Source organism: Pseudomonas sp. FW306-02-D09B, assembly GCF_058782685.1.
Window position 1 is genome coordinate 1 of sequence record NZ_JBYSXY010000035.1, and the last position, 15166, is coordinate 15166.

Sequence of the window (15166 nt, forward strand, 5' to 3'; positions counted from 1 at the left end):
CCCCTGCTCCTACGGTTTTAGTGGGTACGACACAAAACCGTAGGAGCAGGGGGGGCGCCTAGCTCTTGCCCGCGATGGCGTCCTGTCAGGCGACGGAGATCTCGCCTTCGCCGGCCAGCTTACGGTTCAACTGGAACCGCCAGCGCACATACAGCAGTGCCGAGCAGAACACTGCCAGGCTCGCGGCCATTTCCAGCAGACCAAACACCTGTCGATTCGGGTCGAACGCGGCAGTCGCGCCCTTGATGAAATACAGGTTCACCACAAAACACATCCATGAATGCCCGCGCGCGCTGCCGCTGAGCATGCCTGGTGCCAGCACCAACAAGGGCACCAGTTCAATCAGCAGGATGACCCACGGCCGTGCACCATGCAGGTCGGCGATCAGCAGGTAATAGGCGCAGAGCAATCCCGCCAGGCCGAAGTAGCACAGCAGGCTGATGACGCGCATCGCCCGAACTCGCGGTTCGAGCCAATCGATGGAGGGCAGAACCTTCGGCTTTTTGGCCACGTTAGCGCTCCAGTTTCAGGGCGGTTTTCGCCAAGCGCAGACCCAAGGCCCGGCACAAGGCGACTTCATGCTCGTTCAAGCCGCTTTTGCCGTCAGCACCGGCGTGATGGCTGGCGCCGTAAGGCGTGCCGCCACCGCGGGTCTCGAGCAATGCCGATTCGCTGTAGGGCAGGCCGGTGATCAGCATGCCGTGGTGCAGCAATGGCAACATCATCGACAGCAAGGTGGTTTCCTGGCCGCCGTGCAGGCTGGCCGTCGATGTGAAGACCCCGGCCGGTTTGCCCACCAGTGCGCCGGTCAGCCACAGGTTGCTGGTGCCGTCGAGGAAGTACTTCAGCGGCGCTGCCATGTTGCCGAAGCGGGTCGGGCTGCCAAGGGCCAGGCCCGCACAGTTTTTCAGGTCGTCGAGGCTGGCGTACAGCGCGCCCTCGTCGGGAATGTCCGGCGACACCGCCTCGCATTCGCTGGAGATCGCCGGCACCGTGCGCAGGCGCGCTTCCATCCCGGCCTGTTCCACGCCACGGGCAATCTGTCGGGCCATTTCATTGGTCGAGCCGCTGCGGCTGTAATACAGAACCAGAATGTACGGCGTACTCACGGCAGAATCTCCAGCAGGTTCTCTATCGGACGGCCAATGACGGCTTTGTCACCGACTTCGAGAATCGGTCGCTCCATGAGTTTCGGATGTTCGGCGATGGCGGCGATCAATTGCGCTTCGCTCAGGCTGCTGTCAGCCAGGTTCAGGGCTTTGAATTCGTCTTCGCCGGTGCGCAGCAATTGGCGGGCGCTGATGCCGAGTTTGCCCAGCAAGCTTTGCAGCTGCGCGGCGTTCAGCGGGGTTTCCAGGTAGCGGACCACGGTTGGCGTCAGGCCACGGGCTTCCAGCAGTTCCAGCGCACCGCGGGATTTCGAGCAGCGCGGGTTGTGATAAAGCGTCAGATCGGTCATGTGCGGTTCGCATCTTGCGTAAGGTGGCGGCTATTCTACCTGTGCAGCGAGCAGTCCTGAACCTTGGGAGGCGATGGGTCGCAGCAGAACCTGTTTTTTTTGAGTAAGGATGATCCCATGACAAGGCGACTGACAGCAGCATTGGCCCTCTTCGCAACCTTGCTGCTTGGCGGCTGCGGCTATGACTACGGCACCGATCAGTTGGGACAGAAAGTAGCGTCCGAGCGGTTGGATGGCCGATGGTTTGTGCTTAATTACTGGGCCGAGTGGTGTAGCCCGTGCCGTACCGAGATTCCGCAATTGAACGTTTTGGCTGAACAGCTCAAAGGTCAGAAGATCAGTGTGTTCGGGGTCAATTTCGACAATGTGCAGGGCGAAGAACTCAAGAGCGCCAGTGAAAAGCTCGGGATCACGTTCACCGTGCTGGCCCAGGATCCGGCCGACCGCTTCGAATTGCCACGCAGCGAGGCGCTGCCGGTGACTTACATCATCGATGACAAGGGCAAGGTGCGTGAGCAGTTGATGGGAGAGCAGACGGCGGCGGGGGTGATGGCGAAGCTCAAGGCGTTGCAGGCGACGAATTGACGACGGGCCGAGCACCCACCTGTGGCGAGGGAGCTTGCTCCCGCCGGCCGGTCCGCGCTCGGGCAAAGCAGTCGTAGAATCGAGTAATGCGGTGTGCCTGACGAAATGAAATAGCAGGGTTCAGGGCCGCTTCGCGGCCCAGCGGGAGCAAGCTCCCTCGCCACAGAGGGTTTAGCCTTCTTCAAGCCACCAGCGCAGCGGCTTGCCTTCGGCGGGCCAGAAGCGCATTTGCTCGATCGGCGAGATGTCCCAGCGCTGCACAGATTCCAGCGCTTGCAGGAAGCGTTTTTCCTGTTCCATCAAGGCCGGGGCGCACATTTTGCGAGTGCTGCCGACTTTGCCGAAGCTCAGTTTGTCGCCGTCCAGCGTGTAGGGCGCGAACCAGTGGTTGCAGCCACCATTGCCATAAGCGCGACCGTCTTCACCCAGGGTGATGGTCAGGTGGCTGTAGTCGATCAGCGGGCGTTCGCCGATCCACTCCAGCACATAGCTGCGATCCTGCTGCAGTTGCACCGGCTCAGCGGCGCAACCCAGCAGGCTGGCACCTGCCATGGCGGCCAGAACGAGGTGTTTCATTACACGGGCTCCTGGCATTTCGGGCACAGGTGCTTCTCGCTGGCGGTGGTCCAGCCCAGTTCGGCAATCCGTGCGGTGGCGGCCGGTTTTTCGGCCTTGTTGCCCAGCTTGGCGTCGACTGCGAACTCGAATTTCAGTTCTTTGGCGCAGCTATCGCAGTTCACTTGCCAGTTGTGGATCGCCAGTTCGCCAAACACCGGACCACTGGCCACGGCAACCCACTGGCCCATGGGTTTGAGCAGGTGACGAACGTTTTCAACGGTCAGGCGCATGGACAAGTCCTTGCTGCCTTTGAGGGTGACCAACAACACGTCATCGGCGCGTATCGAGCCGCCGTTGCCGGTGACTTGATAACGCCCCGGCGTCAGCGCGCGGCATTCGGTCAGGGTGTGTTGCGGGTTCATCAGGCTGTAGCGGAAATCGTGTTCGACCATGGGTCCTCCAAATATGCGCGGTATGCTAGCACGCGAAAGAATCGGGCATGCTCCATGGTTGCGACCTTCGATCAGACCAAATCAGCTTTCGACCTGATTGTGAGGTGTGCCAGCGGCCCAGTCGGTGATGTTCTGCAAGGTGGTCATGGCAATTGCGGCCAATGCTTCGTGGGTCAGGAAGGCCTGGTGTGCGGTGATGATCACGTTAGGGAAGGTCAATAGCCGCGCCAACACGTCGTCTTGCAGCGGCCGGTCGGAGCGGTCCTCGAAGAACAGTTGGGCTTCTTCTTCATAGACGTCCAGCCCCAGATACCCCAATTGACCGCTTTTCAGTGCGTCGATCAGCGCGGGTGTGTCCACCAGTCCGCCACGCCCGGTATTGATCAGCATGGCGCCGGGCTGCAGATGTGCCAGCGACCGGCTGTTGATCAGGTGTTTGCTATCGGCGGTCAGCGGGCAGTGCAGGCTGATGATCTGCGCTTCGGCCAACAGCTCAGGTAACGGCAGGTAACGGACACCGAGCGCCTGGACTTGCGGATTGGGGAAGGGGTCGTAAGCCAGCAGCTTGCAGCCAAACCCAGCCATGATTTTCGCGAAGGTGGCACCAATCTGGCCAGTGCCGACCACGCCGACGGTCTTGCCGAACAGGTCGAAACCGGTCAGCCCGTGCAGGCTGAAATCGCCTTCGCGGGTCCGGTTGTAGGCGCGGTAAAGGTGTCGGTTCAGGGCCAGGATCAACGCCACCGCGTGCTCGGCCACGGCGTGGGGCGAGTAGGCCGGCACGCGGACGATGCTCAAACCCAGGCGTTTCGCGCACGCCAGGTCAACGTGGTTGTAACCGGCCGAGCGTAGGGCTATCAGGCGCGTACCGCCTGCGGCCAGTCGTTCAAGTACCGGCGCACTCAGGTCGTCATTGATAAAGGCGCAGACCACTTCATGCCGCTCGGCCAGCGCCGCCGTATCCAGACTCAGGCGTGCAGGCTGGAAGTGCAATTCGATACCGGCGGGCACTTTGGCTGCGAGAAAACTCTCGCGGTCGTATGTCTGGCTGCTGAAGAGAATCGTGCGCATGGCATCGTCCTTGTGCTTGAGTGCGCTGAGTTTACCCCTCAACACCCGCCGCGCCATTGCGCTGGGTCAAGCGCCAATACGCGCTTGCGAGGCCAGGCGGTTGATCGCCCGCTCAAGCTCTTCCAGCGCCACCAGGGCTTTGGGGTCTTGTTGCTTGAGCAGGGTTTCACTGCGCTGACAGGCCGCACGCAACTGCGGAACGCCGCAATAGCGTGTCGCCCCGTGCAGGCGGTGGACCCGTTCGATCAGGGCATTCTGGTCATTGCTTTCACGGGCGACGCGAATCGCCTCGCGATCGGCTTCCAGTGAGGCCAGCAACATCGCCAGCATGTCGGCCGCCAGATCGGCTTTGCCGGCCGCCAGGCGCAGGCCTTCATCGGGATCGAGTACCAGCAGGTCGCTGTTGTTGCCATAAACGTCGGCCCGCTCCGGACCGTGGTTACGCAGGGCGAGCCCGGTCCACTTCAACACCACCTGCGCCAGTTGGCGTTCGCTGATCGGTTTGGTCAGGTAATCGTCCATACCGCTTTGCAGCAAGGCGCGTTTTTCGTTGGCCATCGCGTGTGCGGTGAGGGCGACAATCGGCAGTGGTGTGCAATGCCGTTCGCTTTCCCATTGGCGAATCGCCTCGGTGCTCTGTCTTCCGTCCATACCTGGCATCTGCACGTCCATCAGCACCAGATCGAAGGCTTCGGTCTGCACGGCCTTGACCGCTGCGTAACCGCTTTCGACTGCCAGTACCTTGGCACCCATGTCTTCAAGCAGCGTCTGTACCAGCAGCAGGTTGGCCGGGTTATCGTCAACGCAGAGTACTTTGGGCGCGCGGCTGGAAATTGGTTCGCCCGGTTCATTGCGTAACTGACGCGGGTTGACCAGATCCGACAGCGCACGTCGCAACTTGCGGGTGCAGGCCGGTTTGGCCTGCAATTGGCTGTGAGGGTTGGGTACCGAGAGATGGAACAGCGTCTGTTCGGTGGTCGGGCACAGCACCAGCACTTTGCAACCCAGGTGTTCGAGGTCCCAGATATGCTGATTCAGCCGCTCCGGCGGCATGTCGTTGGAGGTGATGCCGAGCACGGCAAGGTCGATCGCCTGCTCGGTCTGATGTGCGCCGGTGACGCCATTGGTCAGGCTTTCGAGGGTGTTGAACGGGGTCACTTCAAGGCCACAGTCTTCCAGTTGATGCTGCAAGGCCTGGCGTGCCAGCTCGTGGTTTTCCAGCACCGCAACACGCCGTCCGAGCAACGGTGGTCCTGGCAGGTCTTCGGCATCGTCGCGGGTTTTTGGCAGGCTCAGGCTGACCCAGAATTCCGAGCCTTCGCCCGGTGTGCTGTCGACCCCAATCTCGCCGCCCATCTGCTCGATCAGACGCTTGGAAATCACCAGCCCCAGACCCGTACCGCCCGGTTGCCGCGACAATGAATTGTCGGCCTGGCTGAAGGCCTGAAACAACGCGCGCACGTCCTGATTCGACAGGCCGATGCCGGTGTCCTGAATGCTGATGCGCAGTTGCACGCTGTCTTCGTGTTCTTCTTCAAGCATGGCGCGGGCGACGATGGTGCCTTCGCGGGTGAACTTGATCGCGTTACTCACAAGGTTGGTAAGGATTTGCTTGAGCCGCAGCGGGTCACCGACCAGCGACAGCGGGGTGTCGCGGTACACCAGGCTGACCAGTTCGAGCTGTTTGGCGTGGGCGGCCGGGGCGAGGATGGTCAGGGTGTCCTGGAGCAGATCGCGCAGGTTGAACGGAATACTGTCGAGTACCAGTTTGCCGGCCTCGATTTTCGAGAAGTCGAGAATCTCGTTGATGATTCCCAGCAGGCTGTCGGCGGACTTTTCGATCGTGCCCAGGTAGTCGAGCTGACGCGGCGTCAGTTCGCTTTTTTGCAGCAAGTGGGTGAAACCGAGGATGCCGTTGAGCGGCGTGCGAATCTCGTGGCTCATGTTGGCGAGGAACTCGGACTTGATCCGGCTCGCTTCCAGGGCTTCCTTGCGCGCCAGATCCAGCTCGATGTTCTGGATCTCGATGGTTTCGAGGTTCTGCCGGACGTCTTCGGTGGCCTGATCGATGCTGTGCTGCAGTTCTTCCTGGGCGTTTTGCAGGGTACTGGCCATGCGGTTGATACCCGAGGCCAGTTCATCCAGCTCCTGGCTGCCAAGCGGGGGCAGGCGGGTTTCGAGATGACCCTCCTTGAGTTGTGCCACGGCCTGCTTGATCAGGTTCAGCGGTGTATTGATGGTGCGGCCCATACGCAATGCCAGCAGCGCGGTGCCGACCAGGCCGGCGGCGATCAACAGCACGCTGGCGAACAGGCTGCGGTAACCGCGCAGCAACATGCCGTTGTGGGAGAGTTCCAGCTCGACCCAGCCCAGCAAGCGATCGGACTCATCGGGGATCAGCTCACCGGCCAGGTTGCGATGCCTGCCAAACACCGGCAGCAGGTAACGGGTCGCGTCGTTGCCGGTGCGTTGCAGCATATGCGCGCTTTCGCCGGTGGGCGGCTGGTTGAGCATCAGCGGCCCGGCGTGCGCCAGTTGCGTGCGGTCCGGCGCCAGGAACGACACGGCGCGCACGTCCGGTTGCTCCAATGACTGGGTCGCGATGCGCTCCAGCAAGTCGTCATTCTTGTGGCCCATGGCTGGGGCGACCAGAGGTGCCAGCTGTTCGGCGATCATTTCGCCGCGTTGCAGAAGTTGGGTTTGCAGGTCGGACTGTTGCATCCAGGTGAAGTAGCCGCCCAGAACCAAGGCCATCAGGCTGGTCGGCAACAAGGTCAACAACAATACGCGACCTTTGATCCCCAGTTTCTTCAGCACGTCACTCTCCTGCTATCACGCTGTTTATAGATGACCGTGCGTGCATCCGGCACGCGCTACCCGCGCAGTGTAGCGATTTGCTGGCAGGCTATCCCGGCAAATTATCCAGAGCTGTGTGACGGTTTGAACGTTACCGGGAGCCGCGACGAGAGTCACGGGTTGCTCACTGCCGGGCAATCTAGAATAATCAGTGATTGAGAATTACTTGCAGAAGCTAATGACTCCCGTATCCGTTGTCCCCCCGCGTGTCCTGGCGATTGAAGACGACCTTGTAGTGGGGGCACATGTTCATGAACATCTGGGGCGCTGTGGTTTTCAGGTGACCTGGTGCCAGAACGGCGAGGACGGGTTGGCGATTGCTCGCGAGCAGACCTTCGATATCGTGCTGATGGATATTGTGCTGCCAGGCATGGATGGCCTGGCGGTATTGACCGACCTGCGGACCCGCGATTCCACCCCGGTGCTGCTGATGTCGGCACTGGGCGCCGAAGCGGATCGCATCAACGGTTTTCGCCTGGGTGCCGACGACTACCTTCCCAAGCCTTTCAGCATGGCCGAGTTGCGGGTACGCATCGAAGCTATCCTGCGGCGGGTGGCCCTGGACCGGCGACATACGTCGCCAGCGTTCAACGGCGACGTTCACAACCTGCGTTTCGATGATGAACAGTGTGATGTTCATTATGCTGAGCAGTGGGCCGGGCTGACTCGCAGCGAATACCGGCTGCTGGAAACCCTGAACCGCAATGGCGATGAAGTGCTCGGCAAGGCCTTCCTTTATCGGCAGGTGTTGCAGCGCGGCTACGCGCCCCACGACCGCAGCCTGGACATGCACATCAGCCAGATTCGCCGAAAACTCAAGGCCATCGGCTACGGCGAACGCGAAGTGCGCACCGTGTGGGGCAAGGGTTATGTAATGAGTGCCGTTGATGAGAGGGTCTAACCGGGTGACGCCTTTGAACAACCGGGATGAACAGGCCCGCGCTTTCGATCAAATGTCCGAACGCCGGCAAAGCCCCGTGGCTGTGCAGCAGCAACTGCTACGCGACTTGTCTCATGAACTGCGCACACCGTTGAGCCGTCTGCGGGTGGCTAGCGAAAGTGAAGAGGACCTGCTGCAACTACGCGAGCGCATTGGTCGCGAAGTCGATGGCATGCAACGGCTGATAGAGGACACTCTGCAACTGGCCTGGCTCGACACGGAGTGCTCGGCATTACCGGATGAGGCGATCCAGATACAGGCGCTGTGGGAAATGCTCACGGAAAACGCCTGTTATGAAAGCGCTTGGCCCGCCGGGCAACTGCACTGCGCGGTGGCGGCTTCGTGCTGGGTTCGCGGCCACCTGAATACCTTGGCTCAGGCACTGGAAAACATCCTGCGCAACGCCATCCGCCATTCTCCGGTCGGTGGCCGCGTGCGCCTCGATGGGCAGCGCGACGGCAATTACTGGCTGCTGTGGCTCGAAGATCAGGGCGGCGGTGTCGCCGAAGACGATCTGGAGCGTATGTTCGACCCGTTCACCCGACTCGACGGCTCACGCCCCGGCAATGGCGGCTTTGGCTTGGGCCTAAGCATCGCGCGCAACGCGGTGCAGCGTCAGGGCGGGCGCTTGTGGGCGGAGAACACGGGGCAGGGGTTGCGGCTGAATATGCGGTTGTTGGCTGATCTTGATGGCGTCAGAGACGACGCCTTCGCGAGCAAGCCCGCTCCCACATTGGAGCGGAGTCGACCACAAAAAGAGTGAGCACCCCCGATCCCCTGTGTGCGGGCTTGCTCGCGAAGAGGTCCTCTCATCCGGTGCAAACCCCGGCTTATTCCCATTAGCCATAAGCACCACACTTTGCGTGATATGGCCTGCGCACGTTTGCCGGTATGATGGTCGCCCCCCGCAGTCTGGATTGCGAATACGCCATGACCTTGCAGTACCCAACCATCGCCGATTGCGTCGGCAACACTCCGCTGGTTCGTTTGCAGCGCCTGCCCGGCGCCACCAGCAACACCCTGCTGCTCAAGCTCGAGGGTAATAACCCGGCGGGTTCGGTCAAGGACCGTCCGGCGCTGTCGATGATTACCCGTGCCGAGTTGCGTGGGCAGATCCATGCTGGCGATACGCTGATCGAGGCGACCTCCGGCAACACCGGGATTGCCCTGGCCATGGCCGCGGCGATCAAGGGTTACAAGATGATCCTGATCATGCCTGACAACTCCAGCGCTGAACGCAAGGCTGCGATGACCGCTTATGGCGCGGAGCTGATTCTGGTCAGCCAGGAAGAGGGCATGGAAGGTGCTCGCGACCTCGCCGAGCGGATGCAGGCTGAGGGTCGCGGCAAGGTGCTCGACCAGTTCGCCAACGGCGACAACCCCGAGGCGCATTACACCGGTACCGGCCCGGAAATCTGGCGCCAGACCCAGGGCACCATTACTCATTTCATCAGTTCCATGGGCACCACGGGCACCATCATGGGTGTCTCGCGTTACCTGAAAGAACAGAATCCGGCTGTGCAGATCGTCGGTCTGCAACCAATGGAAGGCTCGGCGATTCCGGGTATCCGTCGCTGGCCGCAGGAATACCTGCCGAAGATCTATCAAGCCGATCGGGTTGACCGGATCGTCGACATGGCCCAAAGCGAAGCCGAAGACGTGACCCGTCGTCTGGCGCGCGAAGAAGGGATCTTCTGTGGCGTGTCCTCGGGTGGTGCTGTAGCCGCGATGCTGCGCCTGTCCAAAGAAGTCGAAAATGCGGTGATGGTCGCGATCATTTGTGACCGTGGCGACCGTTACTTGTCGACCGGCATTTTCGACGCACCCAACTGATGGCCAAGCAAGAGAGAGGCCTGCGCTTCCAACCCACTGGCGGCAGCAAGGCCCCGCAAGTCCCGACCGGCAAAAAGCAGCGCTTGAGCATCGAGCGTCTGGCCAATGACGGTCGCGGTATCGCGTTTTTCGAAGGTCGTACCTGGTTCGTCATCGGTGCTTTGGCTGGTGAAGAAGTCGAGGCGCGCGTCTTGGGTGCCCATGGCAAAGTTGTCGAGGCACGCACCGAGCGCGTCTTCGTCGCCAATCAATTGCGTCGTCCGGCACCGTGCGCCCATGCCGGGCGCTGCGGTGGTTGCAGCGTGCAGCATCTGCCCCACGGCGAACAACTCGCCCTGAAACAGCGCATGCTCGCCGAGCAGTTATCGCGAGTGGCCGGTGTCGAACCCGAGCAGTGGGTAGAGCCCTTGAGCGGTCCTGAGTTCGCCTACCGACGTCGCGCCCGGGTGGCGGTGCGTTGGGACGTGAAGACGAAAAAACTCGAAGTCGGTTTTCGTGCCGCCGGCAGCCAGGACATCGTCGGTATCAACGATTGCCCGGTGCTGGTACAGCCCTTGCAGCCGATCATGAGTGGCTTGCCGGAAATGCTCAGGCGTTTGAGCAAGCCTCAAGCGTTGGGTCATGTGGAGTTGTTCGCCGGTTCATCACAGGCATTGTTGTTGCGGCACATGGCGCCACTGTCTGAAAACGACCTGAGCATTCTCAAGGAATTCTGCGCATTCCATGACGCCCAATTGTGGCTGCATGGCGAAGGCGAGCCGCAACCGGTCGATGCCGATCAGGCGTTGGGTTACCGACTTGAGCAATGGAATCTTGAACTGGCGTATCGCCCGGGTGACTTCATCCAGGTGAATGCCGGGGTCAATGAAGCGATGGTCGCCCAGGCGCTGGAATGGCTGAAGCCTGCCGCTGACGAACGCGTGCTCGATCTGTTCTGTGGCTTGGGTAACTTTGCCTTGCCGCTGGCGCAGAAAGTCCGTGAAGTGGTAGCGGTGGAAGGTGTGCAGGCCATGGTCGAGCGCGCCGCTGCGAATGCCGCTAGCAACAATCTGCATAACGCGAAGTTTTTTCAGGCCGATTTATCCCAGCCTTTGGCTGATGCCAAATGGGCCAGCGAGGGCTTTTCTGCGGTACTCTTGGACCCACCGCGCGACGGTGCTTTCGAGGTGGTGCGCACACTCGCATCACTGGGTGCCAAGCGCTTGGTTTATGTGTCGTGCAACCCGGCAACTTTGGCCCGCGACACGGTCGAACTGATCAAGCAGGGCTACCGGTTAAAACGTGCCGGGATCCTCGATATGTTTCCTCAGACGGCACATGTCGAGGCCATGGCGTTATTTGAAGCGAGCTAGGATGGCTCGTCTGGTCCGACCAGACCGCTCATGCATCAGCCGTTCAGCCCGGCAAGGGCGCATGAGCAACGAAGGTCAGCGATTTGACGCATTGAATCTGCGTCGTAGGGAAGGTAAGCAAGATGGTACAGGTGAGAGCACACCAGCCGATCAATACCGACGGCAGTATCAATCTCGAGGCTTGGCTCGATCATGCGGTCAGTGTCGATCCGGCACTGGATCGCGAAGCCTTGAAAGAAGCCTGCGAGTTCGCTCGTCAGGCCGAACAGCAAGACAAAGCAGCGAAGAATCTCTGGGCAGAAGGCACGTCGAGTTTTCGTACGGGCCTTGAGATCGCAGAGATCCTCGCCGACCTCAAGCTCGATCAGGATTCGCTGGTCGCGGCAATTCTTTACCGTGGCGTACGCGAAGGCCATATCCAGCTGCCGGCCGTCAGCCAGCGCTTTGGCCCGGTGGTCGCCAAACTGATCGATGGCGTGCAGCGCATGGCGGCGATCAGCGCCAGCCTGAGCCCGCGCCAATCGTTGGTGCTGGGCTCTCAGGGCCAGGTGGAAAACCTGCGCAAGATGCTCGTGGCCATGGTCGACGACGTCCGCGTCGCGCTGATCAAACTGGCCGAGCGCACCTGCGCGATCCGTGCGGTGAAAACCGCCGATGACGAAAAGCGCAACCGGGTCGCCCGGGAAGTCTTCGACATCTATGCGCCGCTGGCTCACCGTCTTGGCATCGGTCATATCAAATGGGAACTGGAGGACTTGTCCTTCCGTTACCTGGAGCCTGACCAGTACAAGCAGATCGCCAAGTTGCTGCATGAGCGGCGCCTTGATCGCGAGCGGTTCATCAGTGATGTGATGAACCAGTTGCAGGCCGAATTGCAGGCTACCGGCGTCGATGCCGACATCAGCGGCCGGGCCAAACACATCTATTCGATCTGGCGCAAAATGCAGCGCAAGGGTCTGGAATTCAGCCAGATCTACGACGTGCGTGCGGTGCGCGTGCTGGTGCCGGAAATGCGCGACTGCTACACCGCGCTGGGCATCGTCCACACCTTGTGGCGGCACATCCCGAAAGAGTTCGACGACTACATCGCCAACCCGAAAGAGAACGGCTACCGCTCGCTGCACACTGCGGTCATCGGCCCTGAAGGCAAGGTGCTGGAAGTACAGATCCGCACCCACGCGATGCACGAAGAGGCCGAGCTGGGCGTTTGCGCGCACTGGCGCTACAAGGGCACCGACGTCAAATCCGGCTCCAATCACTACGAAGAGAAAATCTCCTGGCTGCGTCAGGTGCTCGAGTGGCACGAAGAGCTGGGCGATATCGGTGGTCTGGCGGAACAGCTGCGGGTCGATATCGAGCCGGATCGGGTGTACATCTTCACCCCCGACGGTCATGCGATCGACTTGCCAAAAGGCGCCACACCGCTGGACTTCGCCTACCGCGTACACACCGAAATCGGTCACAACTGCCGGGGTGCGAAGATCAACGGGCGGATCGTTCCGCTCAACTACAGCCTGCAGACCGGTGAGCAGGTCGAGATCATCACCAGCAAGCACGGCACGCCGAGCCGCGACTGGCTGAACCCGAACCTGGGTTACATCACCACCTCGCGAGCGCGGGCAAAAATCGTTCACTGGTTCAAGTTGCAGGCGCGTGACCAGAACGTCGCGGCCGGTAAAACCCTGTTCGAGCGCGAACTCAATCGCCTCGGTCTGCCGCAGGTGGATTTCGAAAAGCTGGCCGAGAAGGCCAACATGAAAACCGCCGAGGACATGTTTGCAGCGTTAGGTGCCGGCGATTTGCGCCTGGCGCAGTTGGTCAACCTGGCACAGCAACTGGTCGAGCCGGAACGCGGCAACGAACAGCTGGAACTGATTCCGCGCAAAGCCACTGGCTACAAGCCGGGCAAGCGCGGCGATATCCAGATCCAGGGCGTCGGCAACCTGATGACCCAAATGGCCGGCTGCTGCCAGCCGTTGCCGGGCGATGCGATCGTCGGCTACATCACCCAGGGTCGTGGCGTCAGCATTCACCGCCAGGACTGCGCCTCGGTGCTGCAACTGGCTGGACGCGAGCCTGAGCGGATCATCCAGGTCAGTTGGGGCCCGGTGCCGGTGTTGACCTATCCGGTGGACATCATCATTCGTGCCTACGACCGTTCCGGTCTGCTGCGTGACGTGTCGCAAGTGCTGCTCAACGAGCGGATCAACGTGCTGGCGGTCAACACTCGCTCGAACAAAGAGGACAACACCGCGTTGATGTCCCTGACCATCGAGATTCCGGGGCTGGACGCATTGGGGCGGTTGTTGGGGCGTATTTCCCAATTGCCGAACATCATCGAAACCCGGCGCAACCGCACCCCGTGACGGTGATCAATGTGGGAGCGGGCTCGCGAAAGCGATTTGCCTGGCACGGCGCCGACCTTGCAGGAGCTGAGCGTGCTCGCGATAGCGGTGTGTCATGCGTGCCGCCATCACGAGCAAGCTTTGCTCCTACAGTGTGAAGAGATTGATAGATGTATTCACTTCAAGACTTGCTACACCTGATGAACCGCCTGCGGGACCCGCAGTTCGGCTGTCCGTGGGATATCAAGCAAACGTACCAGACCATCGTCCCGCACACTCTGGAAGAAGCCTATGAGGTGGCCGACGCCATCGAGCGCGGCGACTTCGATCATTTGCAGGGTGAGCTGGGCGATCTGCTGTTCCAGGTGGTGTATTACAGCCAACTGGCGCGGGAAGAAGGGCGTTTCGAGTTCGACGGCGTGGTCGACAGCATCACCCGCAAACTGATTCGTCGTCATCCCCATGTATTCCCGACAGGTGATCTGTACGCACCGCTGGATATCCCGCGCCTCAGTGAGGAGCAGGTCAAACAGCGCTGGGAGGAGATCAAGGCCGAGGAGCGGGCCGAGAAGTCCCAGGCCCCTGAACAATTGTCCTTGCTCGATGATGTGCCCGCAGCGCTGCCGGCGTTGTCCCGTTCGGCCAAGCTGCAGAAGCGCGCGGGGCAGGTGGGTTTCGACTGGCCGGATGCATTGCCGGTGCTCGATAAGGTCCGCGAAGAGCTTGATGAAGTGCTTGAAGCCATGGCGGATAACGACGCGACAGCGATCAGTGACGAAGTCGGCGATCTGCTGTTTTCAGTGGTCAACCTGGCGCGTCACCTCAAGGTCGATCCCGAAAGTGCATTGCGCGGCGCCAACAGCAAGTTTGAAAGACGCTTCCGATTTATCGAACAGGCATTGCGCGACACCCGCCGTCCCATAGAAGATTGCACCCTCGAAGAGTTGGACGCCTTGTGGGGCGAAGCCAAACGTCAGGAAAAGAATTTGCCCAGCTGCGGCTGAGCTGTTGCCTAAGTGAGTAAGCACCATGAGCCTTTCCCTTCGCGACCAGTTGCTCAAAGCAGGGCTGGTCAACCAAAAGCAGGCCAAACAGGTCGGCAAAGAAAAACAGAAGCAGCAACGCCTGGCCCATAAAGGTCAGATCGAACTCGATGATTCCCAGCAGCGCGCGGCCCAAGAGGCCATGGCCGAGAAGGTCAAGCGCGACCAGGAACTCAATCGCCAGCAGCAGGAAAAGGCCGAGCAGAAGGCCCGTGCCGCACAGGTCAAGCAATTGATCGAAGTCTCGCGCCTGCCGAAGTTGACCACTGAGGACTACTACAACTTCGTGGACGACAAGAAGGTCAAGCGCATCTGCGTCAACACCCTGATGCGCAACAAGCTCAGCAGCGGTTCCCTGGCGATCGTGCATCACGCCGGCGGTTACGAAGTGATCCCGCGTGAAGCGGCCCTGAAGATCCAGGAGCGCGATCCACAACGTATCGTGCAACTGAATGTGAAGACAGAAGAAGTCAGTGCCGAAGACGATCCGTACGCGGCCTATCAGATCCCTGACGATCTGATGTGGTAAGCCTTTAAAGGTTGCAACAACGACAAACCCCGCTCATTGGCGTAATGCTGTTCACTTAAGGAAGTATGGAGGCCTGAGAAGTATCTGTGGCGAGGGAGCTTGCTCCCGCTGGACTGCGTAGCAGGCCCAATTCAGGGCCGCTT

General features: G+C 60.7%; 14 protein-coding genes and 1 pseudogene. 8 read left to right on the forward strand and 7 right to left on the reverse strand.

Annotation, left to right across the window (positions count from 1 at the left end; genetic code table 11):
- Window positions 1-85: 85 nt before the first annotated feature.
- The 3 genes from AC3WK5_RS28810 to arsC are packed head-to-tail and all read right to left on the reverse strand — an operon-like array spanning window position 86 to window position 1459.
- A complete protein-coding gene (locus AC3WK5_RS28810) occupies window positions 86-511 on the reverse strand; it encodes a DUF2069 domain-containing protein (protein ID WP_054593579.1) in 426 nt (141 codons plus the stop codon).
- 1 nt (window position 512) lies between these two features.
- Window positions 513-1109, reverse strand: coding sequence for an NAD(P)H:quinone oxidoreductase (gene wrbA / locus AC3WK5_RS28815; protein WP_103318739.1), 597 nt, complete (start codon window positions 1107-1109; stop codon window positions 513-515).
- Entirely contained in the window at window positions 1106-1459 is a 354-nt protein-coding gene (arsC, locus tag AC3WK5_RS28820) for an arsenate reductase (glutaredoxin) (RefSeq protein ID WP_054593577.1), read from the reverse strand. The genes wrbA and arsC overlap by 4 nt, the downstream gene beginning before the upstream one ends.
- Window positions 1460-1576: 117 nt before the next feature.
- Here arsC and AC3WK5_RS28825 point away from each other — a divergent pair, with 117 nt between their 5' ends.
- Window positions 1577-2044 (forward strand): TlpA family protein disulfide reductase, encoded by a 468-nt coding sequence (locus AC3WK5_RS28825; RefSeq protein WP_103318741.1) that lies wholly within the window; start codon window positions 1577-1579, stop codon window positions 2042-2044.
- 171 nt (window positions 2045-2215) lie between these two features.
- On the opposite strand, the gene AC3WK5_RS28830 is transcribed toward AC3WK5_RS28825, so the two are convergent.
- The 4 genes from AC3WK5_RS28830 to AC3WK5_RS28845 form a co-directional block, all read right to left on the reverse strand.
- Window positions 2216-2620 (reverse strand): META domain-containing protein, encoded by a 405-nt coding sequence (locus AC3WK5_RS28830; RefSeq protein WP_103318744.1) that lies wholly within the window; start codon window positions 2618-2620, stop codon window positions 2216-2218.
- Window positions 2620-3054, reverse strand: coding sequence for a hypothetical protein (locus tag AC3WK5_RS28835; protein WP_054593574.1), 435 nt, complete (start codon window positions 3052-3054; stop codon window positions 2620-2622). Before AC3WK5_RS28835 ends, AC3WK5_RS28830 begins: the two co-directional genes overlap by 1 nt.
- Before the next feature lie 81 nt (window positions 3055-3135).
- Window positions 3136-4125, reverse strand: a complete 990-nt coding sequence (locus tag AC3WK5_RS28840) for a 2-hydroxyacid dehydrogenase (protein WP_103318747.1) — start codon at window positions 4123-4125, stop codon at window positions 3136-3138.
- A gap of 66 nt (window positions 4126-4191) precedes the next feature.
- Complete coding sequence (locus AC3WK5_RS28845) at window positions 4192-6942, reverse strand: response regulator (protein WP_103318748.1); 2751 nt, start codon at window positions 6940-6942, stop codon at window positions 4192-4194.
- Between the two features lie 217 nt (window positions 6943-7159).
- On the opposite strand from AC3WK5_RS28845, the gene AC3WK5_RS28850 reads away from it, so the two are divergent.
- From AC3WK5_RS28850 to AC3WK5_RS28880, 7 genes and pseudogenes are all read left to right on the forward strand, one after another.
- Window positions 7160-7882 (forward strand): response regulator transcription factor, encoded by a 723-nt coding sequence (locus tag AC3WK5_RS28850; protein ID WP_103318750.1) that lies wholly within the window; start codon window positions 7160-7162, stop codon window positions 7880-7882.
- A gap of 28 nt (window positions 7883-7910) precedes the next feature.
- Window positions 7911-8684 (forward strand): annotated as a pseudogene (locus tag AC3WK5_RS28855) (sensor histidine kinase); the annotation flags it as partial.
- 167 nt (window positions 8685-8851) lie between these two features.
- Window positions 8852-9754, forward strand: coding sequence for a cysteine synthase CysM (gene cysM / locus AC3WK5_RS28860; protein ID WP_054593570.1), 903 nt, complete (start codon window positions 8852-8854; stop codon window positions 9752-9754).
- Window positions 9754-11106: a 23S rRNA (uracil(1939)-C(5))-methyltransferase RlmD gene (rlmD, locus tag AC3WK5_RS28865; protein ID WP_103318754.1), complete on the forward strand. Its 1353-nt coding sequence runs from the start codon at window positions 9754-9756 to the stop codon at window positions 11104-11106. Before cysM ends, rlmD begins: the two co-directional genes overlap by 1 nt.
- A 122-nt stretch (window positions 11107-11228) precedes the next feature.
- Window positions 11229-13472 carry a GTP diphosphokinase gene (gene relA, locus AC3WK5_RS28870; RefSeq protein ID WP_103318757.1) on the forward strand — a complete coding sequence of 748 codons (2244 nt, stop codon included), beginning with the start codon at window positions 11229-11231 and terminating at the stop codon, window positions 13470-13472.
- Window positions 13473-13621: 149 nt separating this feature from the next.
- A complete protein-coding gene (gene mazG, locus AC3WK5_RS28875; protein WP_054593567.1) occupies window positions 13622-14455 on the forward strand; it encodes a nucleoside triphosphate pyrophosphohydrolase in 834 nt (277 codons plus the stop codon).
- Between the two features lie 25 nt (window positions 14456-14480).
- Window positions 14481-15023 carry a DUF2058 domain-containing protein gene (locus AC3WK5_RS28880; RefSeq protein ID WP_054593566.1) on the forward strand — a complete coding sequence of 181 codons (543 nt, stop codon included), beginning with the start codon at window positions 14481-14483 and terminating at the stop codon, window positions 15021-15023.
- Window positions 15024-15166: the final 143 nt, after the last annotated feature.